The 19,485-nt window shown below is 36.2% G+C and carries 22 protein-coding genes and 2 riboswitches; of the genes, 16 read left to right on the top strand and 6 right to left on the bottom strand.

What is annotated here, in order from left to right; all coding sequences use genetic code 11:
• Window positions 1-56: 56 nt before the first annotated feature.
• The 9 genes from ACXR6G_RS15555 to ACXR6G_RS15515 all read left to right on the top strand — a co-directional run bounded on the left by ACXR6G_RS15555 (window position 57) and on the right by ACXR6G_RS15515 (window position 6,944).
• Window positions 57-734 carry a hypothetical protein gene (locus tag ACXR6G_RS15555; RefSeq protein WP_458362363.1) on the top strand — a complete coding sequence of 226 codons (678 nt, stop codon included), beginning with the start codon at window positions 57-59 and terminating at the stop codon, window positions 732-734.
• A 33-nt stretch (window positions 735-767) separates the two neighbouring features.
• Window positions 768-1,298: a hypothetical protein gene (locus ACXR6G_RS15550; RefSeq protein WP_458362362.1), complete on the top strand. Its 531-nt coding sequence runs from the start codon at window positions 768-770 to the stop codon at window positions 1,296-1,298.
• A 61-nt stretch (window positions 1,299-1,359) separates the two neighbouring features.
• Window positions 1,360-1,863, top strand: coding sequence for an outer membrane beta-barrel protein (locus ACXR6G_RS15545; RefSeq protein ID WP_458362361.1), 504 nt, complete (start codon window positions 1,360-1,362; stop codon window positions 1,861-1,863).
• Window positions 1,864-1,959: 96 nt separating this feature from the next.
• Window positions 1,960-2,577, top strand: coding sequence for a hypothetical protein (locus tag ACXR6G_RS15540; RefSeq protein WP_458362360.1), 618 nt, complete (start codon window positions 1,960-1,962; stop codon window positions 2,575-2,577).
• Window positions 2,578-2,588: 11 nt separating this feature from the next.
• Window positions 2,589-3,800, top strand: coding sequence for a hypothetical protein (locus ACXR6G_RS15535; protein ID WP_458362359.1), 1,212 nt, complete (start codon window positions 2,589-2,591; stop codon window positions 3,798-3,800).
• A 35-nt stretch (window positions 3,801-3,835) separates the two neighbouring features.
• On the top strand, window positions 3,836-4,936 hold the full coding sequence (locus tag ACXR6G_RS15530) for a hypothetical protein (RefSeq protein WP_458362358.1): 1,101 nt from the start codon (window positions 3,836-3,838) through the stop codon (window positions 4,934-4,936).
• Between the two features lie 61 nt (window positions 4,937-4,997).
• Entirely contained in the window at window positions 4,998-5,522 is a 525-nt protein-coding gene (locus tag ACXR6G_RS15525; RefSeq protein ID WP_458362357.1) for a DUF3592 domain-containing protein, read from the top strand.
• Between the two features lie 39 nt (window positions 5,523-5,561).
• Entirely contained in the window at window positions 5,562-6,332 is a 771-nt protein-coding gene (locus tag ACXR6G_RS15520) for a TIGR00266 family protein (RefSeq protein ID WP_458362356.1), read from the top strand.
• Between the two features lie 21 nt (window positions 6,333-6,353).
• Window positions 6,354-6,944: a Yip1 family protein gene (locus tag ACXR6G_RS15515; RefSeq protein ID WP_458362355.1), complete on the top strand. Its 591-nt coding sequence runs from the start codon at window positions 6,354-6,356 to the stop codon at window positions 6,942-6,944.
• A 423-nt stretch (window positions 6,945-7,367) separates the two neighbouring features.
• Here the strand turns inward: ACXR6G_RS15515 and ACXR6G_RS15510 are convergent, their stop codons facing one another.
• Together ACXR6G_RS15510 and ACXR6G_RS15505 are read right to left on the bottom strand one after the other, a co-directional pair.
• Window positions 7,368-7,913, bottom strand: coding sequence for a PepSY-associated TM helix domain-containing protein (locus ACXR6G_RS15510; protein ID WP_458362354.1), 546 nt, complete (start codon window positions 7,911-7,913; stop codon window positions 7,368-7,370).
• Window positions 7,897-8,433 (bottom strand): hypothetical protein, encoded by a 537-nt coding sequence (locus ACXR6G_RS15505; protein ID WP_458362353.1) that lies wholly within the window; start codon window positions 8,431-8,433, stop codon window positions 7,897-7,899. The genes ACXR6G_RS15510 and ACXR6G_RS15505 overlap by 17 nt, the downstream gene beginning before the upstream one ends.
• 274 nt (window positions 8,434-8,707) lie before the next feature.
• Between ACXR6G_RS15505 and ACXR6G_RS15500 the strand changes: the two genes are divergently transcribed.
• The 7 genes from ACXR6G_RS15500 to thiC all read left to right on the top strand — a co-directional run bounded on the left by ACXR6G_RS15500 (window position 8,708) and on the right by thiC (window position 15,543).
• The gene (locus ACXR6G_RS15500) at window positions 8,708-8,923 is read left to right on the top strand and encodes a hypothetical protein (RefSeq protein WP_458362352.1); all 216 of its coding nucleotides are present in this window, start codon (window positions 8,708-8,710) and stop codon (window positions 8,921-8,923) included.
• A gap of 58 nt (window positions 8,924-8,981) precedes the next feature.
• A riboswitch (TPP riboswitch) is annotated at window positions 8,982-9,078 on the top strand.
• Window positions 9,079-9,125: 47 nt separating this feature from the next.
• Window positions 9,126-9,216, top strand: a riboswitch (TPP riboswitch).
• Window positions 9,217-9,249: 33 nt separating this feature from the next.
• A complete protein-coding gene (gene thiS, locus ACXR6G_RS15495; RefSeq protein ID WP_458362351.1) occupies window positions 9,250-9,450 on the top strand; it encodes a sulfur carrier protein ThiS in 201 nt (66 codons plus the stop codon).
• A gap of 34 nt (window positions 9,451-9,484) precedes the next feature.
• A complete protein-coding gene (locus ACXR6G_RS15490) occupies window positions 9,485-10,747 on the top strand; it encodes a thiamine phosphate synthase (RefSeq protein WP_458362350.1) in 1,263 nt (420 codons plus the stop codon).
• Window positions 10,735-11,505: a HisA/HisF-related TIM barrel protein gene (locus tag ACXR6G_RS15485; protein ID WP_458362349.1), complete on the top strand. Its 771-nt coding sequence runs from the start codon at window positions 10,735-10,737 to the stop codon at window positions 11,503-11,505. Before ACXR6G_RS15490 ends, ACXR6G_RS15485 begins: the two co-directional genes overlap by 13 nt.
• A 2-nt stretch (window positions 11,506-11,507) precedes the next feature.
• Window positions 11,508-12,614, top strand: coding sequence for a 2-iminoacetate synthase ThiH (gene thiH / locus ACXR6G_RS15480; protein ID WP_458362348.1), 1,107 nt, complete (start codon window positions 11,508-11,510; stop codon window positions 12,612-12,614).
• 319 nt (window positions 12,615-12,933) lie between these two features.
• Window positions 12,934-13,665 carry a HesA/MoeB/ThiF family protein gene (locus tag ACXR6G_RS15475; protein ID WP_458362347.1) on the top strand — a complete coding sequence of 244 codons (732 nt, stop codon included), beginning with the start codon at window positions 12,934-12,936 and terminating at the stop codon, window positions 13,663-13,665.
• A gap of 213 nt (window positions 13,666-13,878) precedes the next feature.
• Window positions 13,879-15,543, top strand: coding sequence for a phosphomethylpyrimidine synthase ThiC (thiC, locus tag ACXR6G_RS15470; protein WP_458362346.1), 1,665 nt, complete (start codon window positions 13,879-13,881; stop codon window positions 15,541-15,543).
• Between the two features lie 73 nt (window positions 15,544-15,616).
• Here thiC and ACXR6G_RS15465 read toward each other — a convergent pair whose 3' ends face one another.
• From ACXR6G_RS15465 to ACXR6G_RS15450, 4 genes are all read right to left on the bottom strand, one after another.
• Entirely contained in the window at window positions 15,617-16,960 is a 1,344-nt protein-coding gene (locus ACXR6G_RS15465) for a S41 family peptidase (protein WP_458362345.1), read from the bottom strand.
• Between the two features lie 128 nt (window positions 16,961-17,088).
• Complete coding sequence (locus ACXR6G_RS15460; protein ID WP_458362344.1) at window positions 17,089-18,114, bottom strand: hypothetical protein; 1,026 nt, start codon at window positions 18,112-18,114, stop codon at window positions 17,089-17,091.
• A gap of 31 nt (window positions 18,115-18,145) precedes the next feature.
• Window positions 18,146-18,868 (bottom strand): hypothetical protein, encoded by a 723-nt coding sequence (locus ACXR6G_RS15455; RefSeq protein WP_458362343.1) that lies wholly within the window; start codon window positions 18,866-18,868, stop codon window positions 18,146-18,148.
• Window positions 18,852-19,394, bottom strand: coding sequence for an RNA polymerase sigma factor (locus ACXR6G_RS15450; RefSeq protein ID WP_458362342.1), 543 nt, complete (start codon window positions 19,392-19,394; stop codon window positions 18,852-18,854). The genes ACXR6G_RS15455 and ACXR6G_RS15450 overlap by 17 nt, the downstream gene beginning before the upstream one ends.
• Window positions 19,395-19,485 lie beyond the last annotated feature (91 nt).

The following is a 19,485-nucleotide window of genomic DNA, read 5'->3' as shown; positions in this document are numbered from 1 at the left end:
TGAATCTACAGCACGCATTCTAAATAGGAATTAATAATTATTTAAAATATACAAATATGAAAAATCTAATCTTAACAGCATTCATTTTAGTAACGACATGTTTCGTATTCACATCTTGCGATAAGGATGACAGTCCTGATGATAAAAGTATTAAACGTTACAATGTAGAGTCTGGTATAATCAAATATTCAACAACAATATCGGGGACAAGCTCATACACAACTTTTACAGGTACAGGAACGGATCAATTATATTTTAAGAATTGGGGAGCTCTTGAACTAGCTAATGAGGAACGCACAGAAACATCTGTATCAACTATGCCATATACTGGTGAAGTAATTACAGAAACTAACATTATTCATAACACAGTTAAAATTGACAATGAGATGATTTACATAGTAGACTATGAAACTATGAAAATTTACTCTCAGGAAAACCCACATATTGAGTTCATGAGATTATATGATTATGATGCCCTTGAAGCTGGAAAAAAAATGCTTGAGTCGTTGGGTGGAGTACAATTAGACAACGAAGATTTCATGGGATATGATTGCGAAGTATGGACTGCCATGGGATCAAAGCAATGGGTTTATAAGGGTATCACCCTTAAAATAATAACAACATTAGCTGGTATAACAATTACTAAAGAGGCTACAGATATAAAATTCGATGTGTCTGTTAATACTAGTTATTTTGAACTTCCTGATTACGAAATATCTCCCATAAACGGTTAAACAAATCATCACTCATTATTAAATCCCATAACTATGAAAAATTTAGCAAGTGTATTAGTACTTCTTATCCTAGGTTTTAGTTCCTGTGAGAAGATAAACGATTTAAATACAAAAGAAATCTCTAATGTTGAAATCTCGGAGACAGTTATAATTGAAGCAGATGTTATTAAATCAGCACAGGTTAAGGTTAGTGATACTGAAGTTCCTTTTACAAAAACATTAACACTCGATTTGACCAGTATAAGTGAAATACGAGACTATTTGAGCCATTTAGAGGACATGGATATCAATTCGTTTACATGTAGAATAACCGATTTGGGTGACGGACTCATAAGTTCGTTGCAGGTTAGTATTCCTGCATTACAGTACACTGTTGCTCTCACCTCTTTAGAAACTTACGAAGATCTCGAAATAGCTTTTACGAGCGAACAATTAAAGGAAATAGCAAATTCTATATTGGAAGATCAAAACTTAACAATCATTCTCTCTGGAACAGTTGAACAAGCAGAAACTTTTAATATAAAAACTACCGTATTAGCTGATATTGAGGTAGAAGTATTGTAAAAACATACCCATACAATCAGGTATCTATTAGAAATCTATAACCAAATTAAACTTAAAAATCATGAAAAATTTATTTGTAGTCATTATCGCAGTTCTATTAGTAGGATCAATTCAAGAGACAAAAGCTCAATTTTCTGTCGGTGCAGGATTAGGCTATGCAAGTGACATTAGCTCCTTAGGCATTAGTGCAAACGTCGGCTACGAAATAGATGAAACATGGGCTGCTTCAGGATCCTACACTCACTTTTTGGAGAAAGACTACGTTAAATGGTCAGCAATAGATTTTAATGCCAACTACAACATTAGTGAAATCGAAAACCTAGGAAAACTTTATGCTATTGGAGGTATAAATATAACCACAGTTAAGTTAGATTTTCCAGATGTTGATTTCGATGGTTTTTCGATGGGTGGAGGTTCTGTTTCAGACTCTAACTTTGGTGTTAACATTGGTGCAGGACTTAAAGTTGATCTTTCAGAAAAGATGTTTCTTGCTCCTGAAATAACTTATAGTATTAGTAGTGGTAGCTACCTAAGAATAGGTGCTAAGCTTATGTTTAAAATCTAATTTTAAAGCTCATCGAATATCTTCTGATATCACAAGATATTCGATGAGTACTAACTTCTTAAACAAAATACAACTACCAATTTTAAACGGATAATTATGAAACAGGTACAAATAATCACGCTTGTCTTTTTGATGATTAGCTCAAACATATTATTCGCACAAGAACAAAAAAAAGCAACTAAAAAGAGTGCTGAGACTTCAATAGAAGCTGCCTATATGAAGATTAATAAGAAGTCTATAGATAATGCAAAACCAATGATAGAGTTCTTATTAATATACGATGAAAAGGATAATACAAAAGCTCCAAAACAAGCCGATTTTGATTTACTCATTAAACAAATGGGATTAAGCGAAGAAATTAAAAAGGATGATAGCGGTTTGACAAAAGAAGATGCATTTCAATTCATCAATACTTATATCAATGCAGATAAAAATATTGGAAAAAAGGAGACTATTCAGCCGAATACAAATACGGAAAATGAGTTGCAAAAGGAACTTCAAAAGGCCAAAGAGCTATTTGAAAATGCAATGCCAGAGATGGATAAATTGAAGAAAAAAGCTGAAAAGGAAGTCGAAAAAATAAAGATGAATCCAAATCTTATTCCGTACAATGATTTTAGAAAAAAAGCCAAACAAATGAAGCCTGAATTAAGTGAGAGTGAAATTAGGGATGCATATAATGATATGATGAAGTCTTTTGGGATCGCAAACTAAAATTTAAGAAAATGAAAAAGTTAACGTTTTTATTAATAGCAATATTAGGATTGCTTGTTACAGCGAATGCTCAGGAAATAGAAGGTAGCTGGTTAGTCAATAAAATAGTGGTAGGAGATAAAGTAGAAGAGCCATTATTTGTGTTAGAGTACAATACAGAAGGAATTATAGCTCAAGGAATAAATATGGGAACATGGTCTCATAATCAAAAAGAAGAGAAATTGATTATGAAGTCGACTATGGATAAAGATTTTGGTGGTGATTGTAAGATCACAAAACTTAACCAGAAGAATTTAAACTTTGAAATGAATGGTGAGAAATGGTTTTTATCTAGATTAAATATGGATGAAATAGCCAAGAATAATTCTGAGTCAGGTCTTATAGGATCTTGGGAATTCGCCGATAATACTAATGATGACGTTACAAGAGTCTTAAATTTTGAAACTCCTGATAGTTTTACGCTAATAGAGAAACAACCAGGAATGCAATCGCGAAATGGAGGAATGTGGATTTTTAATGCTCAGGAAAAAAGTTTGTTAATTCTTTCGAGTGACATAAAGATTAATGGTAAAAACAAAATACTTAAAATCAATAAAAAAGAATTGGTTTTAGAAAATTCAGGAGTAGAAATAGCCATTCGTAAATTGGATGAGAAACAGAGTGAGATCGAAAGATTAAGTTTTACCCAAGCCGATTTCTTCGACGAAAATGACGAGTACAAGTATTATAAAGACGAGAATAAATTGCCTTGGTCTGATCCATTTGAAATGTTAATGACTTTAGTAAATACAAAGCAGTTGGAATACCGTTTTTCATCCCTTATTGAAGGGACAAAAGTGTTCGAAACCAAAAAACTTATTGCAGATGTGAACACCAATGTAGATGAACAAATGCTAAGTATTGATTTTATTTTCGGTGGATACGACAGATATAATCTTCCAGACGATACTCAATTACCTCCAAATGTTCTTGATTTTAATTATGGAAGCAAATTATATCCATTAGGCGAGAATTCGTTTCGAGTTATTGGAAATGAAGAAATAACTACAGCTTCTGGAACTTACGAATGCACTGTTCTTGAGACATTAGGATCGCGTGAAACGTGTTATAAGTTGTGGATGATTAATAGTAGGCCAGGCGTATATGCCAAAATAATTGAAGACAAAGGCGGAAGATTTGGACATTACCATATATATGAACTAACACAAATGATACAAAAATAAGATTAAAACATTAAACCCATAAAACACAAATAGCTATGAAAAAAATCATTTTAATTGTAGCGGGCTTTCTGATTATGCACATAGCAAGCGCTCAGCAAAAAGTACAACAATATGCCATTAAATCGGGCTATGTAGAATACACTTTGAGCGGAAATACAACAGGTGTTAAGAAAATATGGTGGGACAATTATGGTGAAAAATCAAGAACTGAAACCCAATCGGAAACCGTAACAAAAATATTTGGCATAAAGAATGTTGACAAAACACATTCCCTTGAGATTCTTGTAAAAGACAAATACTGGACAGCTAATCTTGCAGATCAGTCGGGTCATAAAGGCACGCTTCCATACTATAAGGAAAGCAGACAATATGTGGAGAGTATGACAGAAAAAGAGCAAGAAGAGTTTGCCAATCAAACAATAAGCTCTTTAGGTGGAGAAAGATTGAAAAGTGAAAATTTCATGGGCAAAACCTGTGATGTTATTAAAGTGATGGGAGCCAAAATTTGGATTCACAAAGGTATTCCCCTTAAATCTGAAGCCCAAATACTTGGAATGGTAATCAATGAAACAGCGGTTAAATTTCAAGCCAATCAAGCCGTTTCAGCTTCTAAATTTAAGCCTTTATCGAATATCTCATACGAAGACATTGACCAACAGCAACAAAGTATGTTTGGAGATATGAGTGCGATGGAAACTATGGAAGCCATGCAAAACAGGGATATGGACGATAGTGATAATGACAACATACAAATGATACCCGTAAAATACCCTTACGACAAATTTCTAAAAAAGGTTAATGCCTTTTCATATGAAGGTTATAAAAAAATGATGGTTCAATCGGCAGATGGTATGCACAATGCTGCATTTATGAAAGGTTTTGGAACTGTATTAGGAATTGCAGCTATTTCTCGAAAAAATGGAGATATAAGTAAGGAAGGTTCTTTTGAGAACTTTACACACAAAGGAAAAAAATGTATGTATGGTAATGTTGATGAAAATAATGGAGATGACGAAGATGAAAGCATGCTGCTTATTTTAGAGATACCTCAATACGACACCTATATTACAATTGGCTCTACCCCACCTCAAACAAAATATGAAATGTTAGAAATACTTGATCTTTTAGATTTTTAATAAACAAATCACAAGATTATAAGTAAATAAATTTAATCCCTTAGATTCTAATTTAAGAGCTATGAGTAACAAAACAAATTCTCCGATAACAACATTTATTGTAGGTGTCATATTTATAATAAGTAGTTGGATGATATATACAACCTTTAGTGTGCCAATGGTAAAAGAGGCTAAAGATTCTGAATCGTGGCCAACTACAAGCGGAATAATAACTCATTCAGAAATCAATCAATTTGAAAGCGATGGCACCACAATGTATTCTTCTGAAATCAAATACGATTTCACAATTGACGAAAAACCTTACTCGGGAGATAGAATAACTTTATCTAGTGGGAGTTCTTCTACAAGCAGTATCAGAGAAGTTAAAAAAGAATTACAAACCTACCCGATTGGGGCTAATGTTAAGGTTTACTACGATCCTGAATTGCCGAATAATGCGGTGTTGGAACCTGGTGCCGACTTTTTAACCATGCTCATAAAATATACGCCATTTCTTCTCGGATTTTTCGGAATTCTAATGTTGTGGCAGTTAGTTAAAAAAATTGGTTTGTTAATACTTGCTCTTCTTATAAGTAGTAGAAAATAGGCTATTATATCAGTATTAATCACAAAATAAATCGAAAAGATGGTATCACACGAAGTAGATTACACGATTAAAGGACATGACATTCAATTCGTAGAAATTGAACTTGATCCTAACGAAACAGTAATAGCCGAAGCAGGCGCAATGATGTATATGAAAGAAGGCATCACCTTTGAAGCTAAAATGGGCGATGGGTCCGAACCTGGAAAAGGATTATTTGGTAAGCTTCTTTCGGCTGCATCACGAAAAATTACTGGCGAATCAATCTTCATAACACATTTTACTCATAGAGGAATGGGGAAAAGTCATGTGGCTTTTGCAGCGCCTTACCCTGGTACAATTGTTCCTCTCGAACTAGATAAATTGGGAGGTTCAGTAATTGTTCAGCGCGATGCTTTTTTATGTGCAGCCCTTGGAACAAAAATTAGTATGCATCTTAATCGAAAACTGGGTGCAGGCTTTTTTGGTGGCGAAGGTTTTATTCTTCAAAAATTACAAGGTGATGGAAGAGCATTTATCCATGCTGGAGGAACTTTGGTTGAACATGACCTAAATGGAGAAACACTGCGAGTAGATACAGGTTGTGTTGTTGGTTTTCAGGAAGGAATAGATTTTAGTGTTGAACGTGCTGGGAACCTAAAATCAATGGTATTTGGCGGCGAAGGGTTATTTCTTGCAACTCTTCAAGGTACGGGGAAAGTTTGGTTACAATCTATGCCAATTAGTAAACTAATTAACCAACTAAGTACAGGAGGGACTAACAGTAAAAAAGAGGATAGCGGTGGTATTTTAAATAGTTTATTAGAATCGTAAAACTAAAAAACGCATAAAAACATGGTAAATATAAACCACTTATTAAACCGAATAAAACTCGTTGTGGTAAATCCCAAAGAAGCATGGGCCAAGATTAAAGACGAACCTACATCGAGTAAAGAACTAATTGTGAGCTATATGCTTCCTCTTGTTTTAATCCCTACAATAGCATCGTTTATTGGTTATGGACTTACAGGCTCAAACACTTATTTTAGAGCAAGTTCTATCAGTTGGGGACTTAATCAAGCTATTCTTGCTTTTGCAGGTGCTTTCTTAGGTGTTTTTGTTAGTGCGTGGTGCATTCACAAACTTGCTCCATCATTCGGCACGCAAACAAGTATAAATAAAGCTCTAAAACTAGTTGTTTATGCTTATACACCCTCGTGGTTAGCAGGTGTATTCTATTTAGTTCCTACACTGGCAATACTTGGACTTGTTGCAAGTATTTACAGCTTATACATCCTTTACATTGGCTTTGTACCTATAACCCAAGTTAGCGAAGAAAAAAAGATAAATTACTTTATCGTTAGCCTAATCATTATTATTGCAGTAAGTATAATATTGTCATTGATATTGGGTGCTATTTTAGTCTCAATAGGACTTGTGTACTAAAAAAAATTCCGGAGGCGGCAACCTCCGGAAATAATCAAAAGGAATCAAATTTAATATCTTGAGATTGCCATTCAAAATCAGTATCGATTTTCCTGGCATTTTTAATTAAAATATCATCATGCTAAATATCCACAAGTGTACACGAATAACCTCTTGTATATGTAGTATCATCTAAATTACGGATATCGTTCTGAATAGAATTAACAATTAAACCATTTGAAAGCTTTAATAAGTTACAAAATCGTACAGAAAACTGAAAGTATTGGAAAGATATTCATACGAGTTAGTATGGAAAGTTTCTTGTTAATTCACGTCTAACAAAAATAAATTTATCCTCTTCATTCTCGTGTTTAATAATTCAACTCAATAAAAAAGCTCATCGAAAGAATCAACTTTCAATGAGCTTTATTTTTACTTTAATCTTTATAGAAAAAAGAGAAATGGTAGAATAATACCAATGGCAATTAACCATTTACCTATGCCCATAATGCCTTTTTTCCCAGGAACCATAAACATCCCCGAAAGAGCAAAAGCAAGCAAGGCTATGGCAAAAATATCAGCCATTAAGATCCATCCTGTTTTGCTGTTGTAATGCAGTTTATTCATAAAATAAACCCATAGCTTTTTTTCATATACTTCAAAACTAAGCTCTCCACTTATCGGATCGTAAGTTCCCAAACCACCTTTTAGGTAGACATTGTACTTGTCGCCTCCAGGTATGATTCTGTTTAAAGGATAATCAGATATAGTCTCCTTCCAATAAGCCGTTAATTGATCCGGACTAAGACTGGAAGCTAATTGATAATTGACATACTCGGTCTTATAAGCCGGATCTTCACCTTTCTTTTTATGATTCAATATAATGCCCGATATGGCATAGATAAGGGTTATTCCAACAAAGAAGTAACCCAAATATCGGTGAGTTAATCTAAGCCACTTGCGTATATTTTTCTTACTCCACAATTTCATAACTTGTTCCGTCTATATAATAAATAGCATAATAATCTTTGTTGTTGTCTTTCATCCAAGCTCGCATTTCTTTAATGTTTGCCATTTCAGAGCTACAGTGTTTCCCACCTTCTTCACCCTTATGCTTCTCCATCACTTCTGATGCCAACTCATCAATCTCAGAAGTTGCTAATCGTTTTTCCCTTATAATACCTGTTACCAATAAATCATTACCTGCAATTTCCTTATTGAAACCTTCAAGTGTACCCGTTGCTTCAACACGAAGAGATAAATTCCCATCAGCACTTTTTAGGATACATCTCTTTCCTGAGTGAGCACAAACATGATTCACCACGCCTTTAAAACTGATCTCCTGGCCTACTTTATCAGCGGCCACTTCCATAACTTGCTCAATATTCAATGTAAGCGATTTTGCTTCTGTTAATACAGCTGGCTCAGTTTTTTGTTTCTTAGAATCAGACTGTGTAAAATTACAGGACAGAAATACGAGGCATAGAGCCAATAAACTTAAATACTTCATCGATTTTGGGATTTAGGATTAAACACTTATTTCCTTTATTGTTTTGTTTTTGAATAACAAACCTAAGATTTACTGAACATATTTCCTAGTAATATAACAATTCGTTAACAACATAAAACAAGACAAAAAACTCCGATTTGATTTATCATTAACGAAAGAACTAACTCCATAAATATTCAAAGCCTCAAACTAAATACTTCTGGCTATCTTTACAATCTGAAACTATTTATTAACTCATACAAGACATAGCATGGACCAGGACGACTTTGATAAAATGAAAGAAATCAAAAAAGAAAATAAAGATGCTTATAAACCTTGGAATAGAAAGGATGATGATGAGATGATCAATCTTTTTTTTGATGGTGTAAGCGTTGGCGATATGGCTATCAAATTGAAAAGAACAAAAGGTGCCATTCGTGCTAGAATTAGAAAAATGGAGCTAACACAGATTAAGAAAAAACCTTCAAGCTCATCAGATAACACAAAATAATAATTTGAAACTAAACCTTCTTAGTCTTTAATTATTAAAATATTTCCATACATTTGACAACGTTTTACGGGGGTGCCTTAAATAACAGGCTGAGATTATACCCTTAATAACCTGATGTGGATAATGCCGCCGAAGGGAGTTAATACCAATACGATTTCTGTTTACCAGCCTTCTGTAAAACACACATTTTTTTTTGAACATAGTAATTGATAAGGGGTGCCCTATGGGCTGAGATCACACCCTCATAACCTGATGCGGATTATACCGACGTAGGAATATCAACCATTGGCCAAGGCCTCTTCTCATTTACTACAAAACAAATTCGTATGAAGGTTTATGTAAATGATGAAAGCATTGATTTTGCTGATGCTACAAATATTTCTCAGCTGCTTAAGCAGCTAGACACTGCTCCCAAAGGCCTTGCCGTTGCAATAGGCCCCAATATTATCCCCTCAAACCTGTGGGATGAATACCAACTAAAGGAAGATGATCAAGTTTTATTGATACGCGCCACTCAAGGCGGTTAATCAATTATTCAAAAAAAACTTATTTCTCTATCCTATGTTACCAATAGTTATTACACCTCCTGAAATTATTCAGAATGAAGTGCACTTATGGGAAGCTCTCTTTTTAGCTGGGCTTCAGCGTCTGCATGTTCGGAAACCACATGCCTCGGTCTCACAGTTGAATGAAATGCTAATTAGTTTACCTAAAAAATACCATTCTCGCGTGATTCTTCATCAGCACCACAAACTGTCTGAGAACTTCAAGTTGGGAGGCATTCATTTCAAAAGCATCAATCAGCCTGAAGAATATTCAATAAAAGATGAAAATTTAAGCCAAAGTAGATCATGTCATACACCACGGCAAGTCTTAAACAATTACAAAAAATACGATTATATCTTCCTGAGTCCGATTTTCGATTCAATCTCAAAAAAAGGCTACCCATCTGCTTTTTATACAGATGAGATCCAAACTTTCTTCCAAGATAACCCACAAGTGAACAATTGCATTGCTCTTGGAGGTATCAGTTCGAAAAACACTCAAGAATGTTTGGATTTAGGATTTGCGGGATGTGCTGTATTAGGAACTATTTGGGGAGGAGAAAACCTAAGTTCTGAACTTGTTTCGAAGCGCTATCAAAACATCCAAGCCAACTATAAGCCTATGAAAGACAAACCTTCTATCTCTAACTTTCAATTTATCACAAATGATTTCTCTGAGCTCAATGAAATAGAGCAAATCAAAACGGTATGCGAAGCTGGCGCCAATTGGATTCAGCTACGATTAAAAAATAAAACCGACGAAGAGATTCTTAAACTGGGCAAGCAGGCTGTTAAAATATGCCGTCAATACAAGGCCACTTTTATCTTAAACGATCACGTTCATCTGGCAACAGAAATTAGGGCACATGGCGTACATCTTGGCAAGGTTGATATGTCACCTATTAAAGCTAGAAAACTTCTCGGGTCAAACTTCATCATTGGAGGCACTGCCAACAATATGGATGATGTTAGCCAACTTCACAAAGCTGGTGTTGATTATATCGGCTTAGGGCCCTTTCGCTTTACACATACTAAGAAGAATCTAGCACCTGTTTTAGGACTGGGAGCTTACGAACAGATCTTACAAGAATGCCAAAACCAAAAGATCAGTATTCCCATCCTTGCTATTGGTGGAATTGAGATAGAAGATACTGCAAACCTTATGAAAATTGGCCTACATGGGATTGCCCTTTCCTCATCCGTAACATCTGCTAAAAATATAATAGAAACAACACAAGACTACCTTAAACAAATAACACCCCCATCATGCAAAAACTAACTATTGCAGGGCAGGAATTCAATTCCCGTCTCTTTCTTGGAACTGGAAAATTCAGCTCCAATCAGCTTATGGAACAGGCTCTGATTGCCTCTGGCAGTGATATGGTCACTACTGCACTCCGTAGAGTCGACATTAAGAACCCTAAGGATGATATCCTAAAACACATCGATCCGAATCGTTTTAGATTACTACCCAACACATCTGGTGTACGAACAGCAAAGGAGGCCGTGTTTGCAGCAGAATTGGCAAGAGAAGCTCTTCAAACCAACTGGCTAAAACTTGAGATTCATCCCGACCCCAAATATTTACTTGCCGATACGGTGGAAACGCTAAAAGCCTGTGAGCAACTGGCAAAAAAAGGCTTTATCGTACTCCCCTATATGCAAGCTGATCCTATTCTTGCCAAACAACTGGAAGAAGTTGGCGCGGCCGCTGTTATGCCTTTGGGTTCGCCAATTGGGAGTAATAAAGGCCTCATCACTCGTGAGTTTATTAAGATCATTATCGAACAGGCAAATATTCCTGTGATAGTGGATGCTGGTATTGGCGCACCAAGTCATGCCGCCGAAGCTATGGAGATGGGGGCCGATGCGGTCTTGGTCAATACTGCCATTGCCGTTGCAAATGATCCCGTCATGATGGCCGAAGCTTTCAAACTAGCTGTAAAAGCTGGACGTATGGCTTTTGAAGCTAAACTTGGCGCACAACTTAATACGGCAAAAGCTAGTAGTCCTTTAACTTCATTCCTAAATCTGTAAGCATGAGCTTTTTTGATACCCTTAATCAAACCAACTGGGACAGCGTAAAGGAAAGCATCTATGCAAAAGATGAGCAGGATGTTCTAAAAGCCCTTTCCCACACACCTTGCAATATCGAAGATTTTAAAGCTTTAATCTCTCCAGCTGCAGCTCCTTTTCTGGAAGAGATGGCACAAAAGAGTATGGTCGAAACTCAAAAACGTTTTGGTAAAACTATACAACTTTATGCACCCCTCTATCTTTCTAATTATTGTTCGAATTCATGCGTATACTGTGGATTTAGTCAAAAGAATAAGATTACGCGGGTGACTTTGAGTGAGGAACAGATCCTGGAAGAAGCAAAAGCTATAAAAAAAATGGGATATGAGCATCTGCTCTTGGTCACAGGCGAACATCAGAAAGAAGCTGGATTATCCTATTTAAAACGAGCCATTGAATTGCTTCGACCTCATTTTGCTCAAATATCAGTTGAGGTTCAACCCATGGATACTAAAGACTACGAACAGCTTATTCAAGTGGGCTTGCATGCCGTATTCGTTTATCAGGAAACTTACCATCAGGAAAATTACAAAAAATATCATCCTGCTGGAAAAAAGGCAGATTACCTCTACCGCCTCGAAACACCAGACAGACTGGGAAAAGCTGGCATTCATAAAATAGGTCTAGGCTGCCTGATAGGCTTGGAAGATTGGCGTGTAGACATCTGGAATGTTGCCCTACACTTGACTTATTTGGAGAAACATTATTGGAAAAGTCGCTACTCGATTTCCTTTCCCCGCTTGCGACCCAATGCAGGAGGCTTTCAGCCAAATATGGAAATTTTGGATAAGGAACTTCTGCAAGTCATTTGTGCCTTTCGCCTCCTTAACCAGAAAGTGGAACTCTCACTTTCTACCAGAGAAACGCCCACTTTTCGTGATAACGTATTCAAACTAGGCGTAACGGCCATGAGTGCCGGATCTAAAACAGAACCGGGAGGCTATGCCGTACACACCAAAGCCCTGGAACAATTCGAAGTCTCCGATCAACGCAGCCCAAAAGAGGTTGTAGATATGCTGCACGCCAATCAATACGAAGCCGTTTGGAAGGACTGGGACAGGTTTATGTAACAAGGAATGAAAGGTTAAAGGATAAAGTGAAAAAAGGATAATCCCGATTCTCGGGACCAGCAGTCCCGAAGCTTTGGGAGGAGCAAGGGTAAAGGTTAAAGGCTAAAGGCTAAAGGCTAAAGGTTAAAGGTTAAAGTGAAATAAAAAGGGAATCCACAGATTTCACATCCCGATAGCTATCGAGGATTTCACAAATTGAAAACCAATAACTGACAATTGACCTTCGACTACTGGACCTTTAGACTGTTAGACTGTTAGACTGTTAGACTGTTAGACTGTTAGACTGTTAGACTGTTAGACTGTTAATAAAAACGAAGCTATGGATATAACAAAACTAAACGACAATGAACTGAATCGTTACCAACGCCAGATCATTATACCAGGTTTTGGTGAAGAGGCGCAAACCAAATTGAAGCATGCTCGTGTCTTAGTTATTGGAGCTGGTGGTCTCGCATCTCCTATACTAAAATACCTCTGTTCGACAGGAGTTGGGTGTTTGGGTTTGATGGATGGTGATGTGGTTGAAATTAGTAACCTGCAAAGGCAAATTATGTACGACGACTCCGACAAAGGACAATACAAGGTTGAAGTCAGCGCACGAAAGTTGGAGGAACAAAACCCAGATATAAACATCGACTGTTTCAATTTCAGATTGACTGCTAACAATGCTATTCATCTGTTTGATAAGTACGACTTGATTATAGATGCTTGTGACAATTTTGAAACCCGTTACATCATTTGCGATGCGGCACAAAGAGCTAATAAGCCCTGGATTTACGCCTCTGTATTTGAATGGGGCGGACAAGTTTCGGTATTTAATTACAAGACCAAAACCCAATACGTTGACTTATATCCCGAAGCTCCAGTACAAGTCCCTCTTTCTGATGGACAAAAAATTGGTGTACTTCCTGTTGTTCCAGGGCTTATAGGGATGATGCAAGCAACTGAAGTCATTAAAATAATCACTGGTATTGGCAAAGTACTCGACGGAGAGCTCCTACTCTATAATGCTTTGGATTTAAGCAGCATGAAACTGAAGATTGGAAAATAAGGATAGACAAGGTTAAAGGATAAAGGGAAATCAAGGATAAAGTAAAAAAAGGATAAAGCTTAAAGTGAAGACAAGCTTAAGGTAAAGAAGAGAACCACAGATTTCACAGATTTAAAACTGAGAACTGATAACAAACTTAGACCGTTCGACTATTGGACCTTTAGACCTTTAGACCTTTAGACCTTTAGACTATAAAACAAATAAAAATATAAGATGAATAAAACAGACATTAACGAATTGATATCAAGGGATGAATTCCCAAATTCGGAGAAGATTTACATTAATGGTGAAATGAAGGGTGTTAAGGTGGCCATGCGTCAAATTAAACTGAGTCCTACACGAAATTCTGATGATACGCTTGAAGAGAATGCTCCCCTTACCGTTTATGATACTTCGGGTCCATATACCGATCCAAAGATTGAAATTGATCTGAATAAGGGGCTTGAAAAAATCAGACAAGCTTGGATTGAAGAGAGAAAAAATGAAGTCAATCAAAGTCAAATGTACTTTGCACGAAAAGGCATCATCACACCTGAGATGGAGTATATCGCTATTCGCGAGAATCAAGCTTTGAGTGTAGACCAGCTACAAAAAGGTGAAAAACATGTTACCCCTGAGTTTGTGCGTGAAGAAGTTGCAAGTGGTCGTGCTATTATTCCAGCCAATATCAATCACCCTGAAAGTGAACCCATGATTATTGGTCGTAACTTCCTAACCAAAATTAATGCGAACATAGGTAATTCACCTATTGACTCTAGCATAGAAAAAGAAGTTGATAAAGCTGTATGGGCATACCGTTGGGGAGCCGATACCATTATGGATTTAAGTACAGGTGAGAATATTCATCAAACACGCGAATGGATTCTTCGTAATTCTCCAGTACCTGTGGGAACAGTGCCTTTGTATCAAGCTTTAGAGAAAGTAAAAGGTAAATCGGAAGACCTAAGTTGGGAAGCTTTCCGTGAGACATTGATTGAGCAAGCTGAACAAGGTGTCGATTATTTCACAATTCACGCAGGTTTATTATGGGGTCATATTCGTCATACAATTAAGCGTACAACAGGTATTGTTTCTCGTGGGGGTGCGATTATGGCTAAATGGTGTATGTTCCATCATCAGGAAAGCTTTTTGTACACGCACTTCGATGAAATTTGTGATATTATGGCCAAATACGATATTGCTATTTCTTTAGGAGATGCCTTGCGTCCGGGATCCATTGCCGATGCTAATGATCGTGCTCAATTTGCCGAACTGGAAACACTAGGGGAACTTTGCCAACGTGCCTGGGATAAAAATGTCCAGGTGATGATCGAAGGTCCTGGTCATGTACCGATGCATAAGATTAAGGAGAATATGGAGCTGCAAGAAAAGTATTGTCATAACGCACCATTTTACACCTTAGGCCCTATCACAACAGATATTGCTCCTGGTTACGATCACATCACATCTGCTATAGGTGGTGCTATGATTGGTTGGTTAGGAACGGCTATGCTTTGCTACGTCACGCCTAAAGAGCACTTAGGCTTACCTAACAAGGATGATGTAAAAGTGGGTGTCATTACTTACAAAATTGCAGCTCATGTTTCTGATTTAGCAAAAGGTTTTGTTGGTGCTCAAGTTCGTGACAACGCCATGAGTAAGGCTCGTTTCGAGTTCCGTTGGAAAGATCAGTTCTGCATTGCTTTAGATCCTGAGACAGCTATGAAGTATCATGACGAAACCCTTCCTGATGAAGGTTCTAAGCAATCACACTTTTGCTCCATGTGTGGCGAACACTTCTGCTCAATGAAAGCCAGTAGAGATGTTCGTGATATGGCTGCTAAACTAGAAAAGAAACAAGCAGAATTCAAAGAAGCTGGTGGTGAGGTTTACAACTAATATCTCCTCTTAATACAAATAAAATCGCCCTGTTTGAGAAAACGGGGCGATTAGTTTTTTTTAGACAAATGATTTAATTCTCTTGAATTTTCTTCAAACAGTTTTCTAGTATAGGGTCTCCGCCATTCATATATTCCGATGCTTTGTATGGTATTAAGATATCTGGGTGAATATTACCATTCACTTGATTACTATATTCATCCATTTCCATAACGGAAGTGACTACTATTGAATTCTTAAATTTTGAAATAATGATTTCTCCATATTTCAAGGCATTATGAGCTAAAGGTTCACCGACTAGAGTACCAAACTTATTGTATTGCATGATATTGGCAAAAGTTGAAGCCATTGATGCGGTGTGCTTACTTACTAATATGTAATAATTCATTTCACCAGCATAACGACTATCGTCTAAGGGGCAATTTCGTACTATATAATCTTCTGGTGTATTACAAACCTGACCAATTTGATCTTCTGAAAAACCATAATCTAAAGTTTGTTTAGAAACCATTATACGTGATCCTTTTAGATACTTTACACTATCTTGATTGCTAAATAAAGAGATTAATTCATCAAAACGATCTCCCCGACCTCCAGGATTTCTTCTGACATCAATTACGATATTCTTAAAACCTTTGCTTTGTACTTTCCTGATAAACTTCGATAAACGTTTGATCATATACTTATTGTTATCGAAATTATGAATTCCAAAATAGCCCGTTTGATACTCGTCGAAAATTCTTTCAGGATAATATTCACCTTTAAAATAATACTTGTTTAGAGGAGTTCCTTGCACAGTAATTTCATGCTTCTTATTCTTTCTTTCGAACTCCACCTTATACTTAGGTGAAAAACAAAAATGATTTTGAGCTTGTGTAAACCGAGAATCTAAAAAACGATGGTGATAGGTATATTTGACAATCTCCTCAGTAGGCCTTCCATTAATGGAAATAATTCGATCCCCCTTATGCAATTCTGAATTCAGAGTTTTATCGACAATCAAAGTATCCCCAATACACAATAAAGAGAATGGCCAAACCCGAATATCCTTATTTTTCAGTTTAACACCTTCTTTTAAGCTAATCTGAGGATAAATCAGGAAATGTGGATCACCATAAGTTATGGTATCATAAGCCTTACGATATTGGTAGAGGAATTCCGTTTCACAAATAGAATCTTTTGGGAATGTTTTTGCAACTTCTAAAACCAACGAATCAAAAGATGCTTCTGTTATTGAATTAAACAGATTAGGATGAAGGTCTTTAATACTCTCCTTCGATTTCATCAAATTATCTTTCGAGATCAGATATTTATCATTCTTCAAATAGTCAGAATAGTTCGTATTATCCGTTATTTTTAAACTTTGGCAACTGGATACAAGAATAGCTGCCATTATAATATAATAGACGTTTTTCATTCGAGAAATTTAAGATTGGAGATTGTCCCTACACTTCATGTTTAAAGGGATTAAGGCACAAAATTAAAGTATGCCTTATCAGGTTAATAAGGCACACTATAATTGTGGGAGAGGTTAGATAGGTTTCATTATAAATTAATTCGAATCTTTATACCAGGTGTAACATTTTTAAAGCAATCGTTGAAATACATTTGAGGAACCAAAGTCACATTCTTATGAATTCTATGGCTCAATCCTAAACGAAAAGAATCTTTTTTAAACAAATCACCATTTCCTTTAGCCAAATAGCCTAAGCTTAAGCCATACCAATCGGGCTTAGATGGATTTAATGAGAAATTACGTGAATAACCAAAGCTTACCCAATGGTTAATATTTTTCTTACCTGTTGAGAAATCGTACATCCACTCGTATCCTACCTTAAAGGCTTGCTTATACAACAATTTCGCTCCAAACTGAAAAGACATATCGGCATAAAAACTACCATTCCAATTCCCCTTAATATTTTCAAGAGACATCCCTCCAATAATTACAATCATATCTCTAGGGTGAGGGTGAACACCTCTTTTATATATCAAATCTACCGAATCATCTTCCTTCACTTTCATCCAAGCTACTAGTGGTGTATTTTTTAGCACCCACTTACCGTTTATGTGCATTTGAGCATCGATACTTTGCGAAACTTTTGAAAAATCATAAGATTGGAGCTCTTTTAACTGCTCAAGGCTATCGAAATAAATTGCCAATTCTGGATTCAAATCGAGCTTGTGTTTTCCTTTTATCAGTAAAGCAACCGACTCCTCCGTTGGGAATATAACTTTAGTTGGAATAGGCATTTCCTCTACGCTTATTATATTCTCAACAACATCCATATAAGATTTTGTTGTGCTGCAAATGATATGCATCGCTTTAGTCTGATCCAAATTTTTTATATTCAAAACAGCCCAACGTTTCATGAATGTATCCAAGGCTTTGTTGATATTCAAATTATCGACCAAACTATTATCACCATTGTAATTACATCTATACTCTATAGTTGTTCCATTGTACATTTGCATACGAATTGTATCCGGATAAAAGCTTGTTTCCTCGCTTGAAAAGGCCTGAAACGAAAGCAAAAAGAGAAGTGTACTGAGTATTCCTATTTTAAAATTCATAAGTCTGGTTTTTATCGTTTTTTATTCCTGTTTATTTGCTGTCGATATCTCGAAACAATGGCGCCGATGTTTCAGAATTTGAACTGCTATTTCTAAATTTCAAAGTCAATCTTTTAGTAGGCTCCTGATTTTTATTTTCTTGTTTAGGCATCTCATTTGCAAGTGCCAATAAGGCCTCCTCATCAATATCAATTGATAAACCATTTGATTGAGAAGATGCTTTCAACTGTTGCAATTCCATCGCATAGCCCTTTTCAATTCTGGCCCAATTACCTTCAAGGCTTTTTAGGCTATCGCTCAAATAGGCAAATTGAGAATCAAACTGATTAAGATCCTTCTTTAATAAAACATTCTCTTTCTTCAAGTTTTCATATTGGAAGGCTAAATCCGCGAAAGCTTTTCTTGCAGAAGCAGATTCAACCTCTTTTATTTGGGTTTGATAAACGATCTTTTCTTCAATTTGTTTCTCTATAACGGGTTTATTAGTCTGTTTGGTTTGATTCAAACTCAAAACTAATTGTTGATTTTGGCATTGTAAATCGCATTGAGCCTGGAACGAAAAGGCTAATGCTCCCGAAAGCAATAAGATAATAGCTACAGAGGCAACCTTATACCATGAAAAGAAAATTATAGGTTTCAGCTTATTTTCATTCATCGATGTCCAAAGAGCAGCTTTATCAAAACCGACCTCAGTCTTCTCCTCATCCCAAGCCTCAAAGGCTTCCTTTATCTGATTTTCAACGGACTGCTTCATAACTCAATTCGGTTTTATTTATCATTTCTTTCAAGATACGGCGGGCCTTACTCAATTGCGATTTAGATGTGCCTATTGTAACACCCAATTTCTCAGCTATCTCCTCATGCTTGTAACCTTCTATGGCGTATAAGGAAAATACGGTTCTGTAGCCTTGCGGTAGAGCAAACACCATATTCATCAAATCCTTTTCCAACAAAAGCTCATCGCTGGTAATTTCCGACTCTTCTCTTTCATCCATCAACTCTAGTGTAGGTGGGAAACGAAGATTTTTTCTGATAGCCATTAATGATTGGTTAATAACAATTTTCTTCATCCAGGCTTTAAGCTGATGTTCTTCGCTAATATCTGTTTTGCTTATATTATCGAAAATATTCAAAAAGCTTTGAGAAAGTGCCTCCTCACATTCCTCCCTATTTTTTAGATAGCGAAAACTAATACGAAACAAATAATCAGCATAAGTGCTAAATAGTTGCTCCTGTGCTTTGGGTTTCTTTCTCTTTAATGCCTGAATTAATTTCCTCACTTAACAAGTGTCTTTTTAAATGTCTGATACTCTTATAATGCAGATTACGGATAAAGGGTTGCCTGGGATATAAAATATTTTACAAAAAAAA

It is taken from the genome of Ancylomarina sp. YFZ004, from assembly GCF_054254355.1.
This window is presented reverse-complemented; position numbering and strand designations above follow the sequence as displayed.

Excerpts from the sequence above, each read along its gene's own strand:
- ACXR6G_RS15555 (WP_458362363.1), top strand. The coding sequence starts at position 57 with ATGAAAAATCTAATCTTAACAGCATTCATTTTAGTAACGACATGTTTC.
- ACXR6G_RS15550 (WP_458362362.1), top strand. The coding sequence starts at position 768 with ATGAAAAATTTAGCAAGTGTATTAGTACTTCTTATCCTAGGTTTTAGT.
- ACXR6G_RS15545 (WP_458362361.1), top strand. The coding sequence starts at position 1,360 with ATGAAAAATTTATTTGTAGTCATTATCGCAGTTCTATTAGTAGGATCA.
- ACXR6G_RS15540 (WP_458362360.1), top strand. The coding sequence starts at position 1,960 with ATGAAACAGGTACAAATAATCACGCTTGTCTTTTTGATGATTAGCTCA.
- ACXR6G_RS15535 (WP_458362359.1), top strand. The coding sequence starts at position 2,589 with ATGAAAAAGTTAACGTTTTTATTAATAGCAATATTAGGATTGCTTGTT.
- ACXR6G_RS15530 (WP_458362358.1), top strand. The coding sequence starts at position 3,836 with ATGAAAAAAATCATTTTAATTGTAGCGGGCTTTCTGATTATGCACATA.
- ACXR6G_RS15525 (WP_458362357.1), top strand. The coding sequence starts at position 4,998 with ATGAGTAACAAAACAAATTCTCCGATAACAACATTTATTGTAGGTGTC.
- ACXR6G_RS15520 (WP_458362356.1), top strand. The coding sequence starts at position 5,562 with ATGGTATCACACGAAGTAGATTACACGATTAAAGGACATGACATTCAA.
- ACXR6G_RS15515 (WP_458362355.1), top strand. The coding sequence starts at position 6,354 with ATGGTAAATATAAACCACTTATTAAACCGAATAAAACTCGTTGTGGTA.
- ACXR6G_RS15510 (WP_458362354.1), bottom strand. The coding sequence starts at position 7,913 with ATGAAATTGTGGAGTAAGAAAAATATACGCAAGTGGCTTAGATTAACT.
- ACXR6G_RS15505 (WP_458362353.1), bottom strand. The coding sequence starts at position 8,433 with ATGAAGTATTTAAGTTTATTGGCTCTATGCCTCGTATTTCTGTCCTGT.
- ACXR6G_RS15500 (WP_458362352.1), top strand. The coding sequence starts at position 8,708 with ATGAAAGAAATCAAAAAAGAAAATAAAGATGCTTATAAACCTTGGAAT.
- thiS (WP_458362351.1), top strand. The coding sequence starts at position 9,250 with ATGAAGGTTTATGTAAATGATGAAAGCATTGATTTTGCTGATGCTACA.
- ACXR6G_RS15490 (WP_458362350.1), top strand. The coding sequence starts at position 9,485 with ATGTTACCAATAGTTATTACACCTCCTGAAATTATTCAGAATGAAGTG.
- ACXR6G_RS15485 (WP_458362349.1), top strand. The coding sequence starts at position 10,735 with ATGCAAAAACTAACTATTGCAGGGCAGGAATTCAATTCCCGTCTCTTT.
- thiH (WP_458362348.1), top strand. The coding sequence starts at position 11,508 with ATGAGCTTTTTTGATACCCTTAATCAAACCAACTGGGACAGCGTAAAG.
- ACXR6G_RS15475 (WP_458362347.1), top strand. The coding sequence starts at position 12,934 with ATGGATATAACAAAACTAAACGACAATGAACTGAATCGTTACCAACGC.
- thiC (WP_458362346.1), top strand. The coding sequence starts at position 13,879 with ATGAATAAAACAGACATTAACGAATTGATATCAAGGGATGAATTCCCA.
- ACXR6G_RS15465 (WP_458362345.1), bottom strand. The coding sequence starts at position 16,960 with ATGAAAAACGTCTATTATATTATAATGGCAGCTATTCTTGTATCCAGT.
- ACXR6G_RS15460 (WP_458362344.1), bottom strand. The coding sequence starts at position 18,114 with ATGAATTTTAAAATAGGAATACTCAGTACACTTCTCTTTTTGCTTTCG.
- ACXR6G_RS15455 (WP_458362343.1), bottom strand. The coding sequence starts at position 18,868 with ATGAAGCAGTCCGTTGAAAATCAGATAAAGGAAGCCTTTGAGGCTTGG.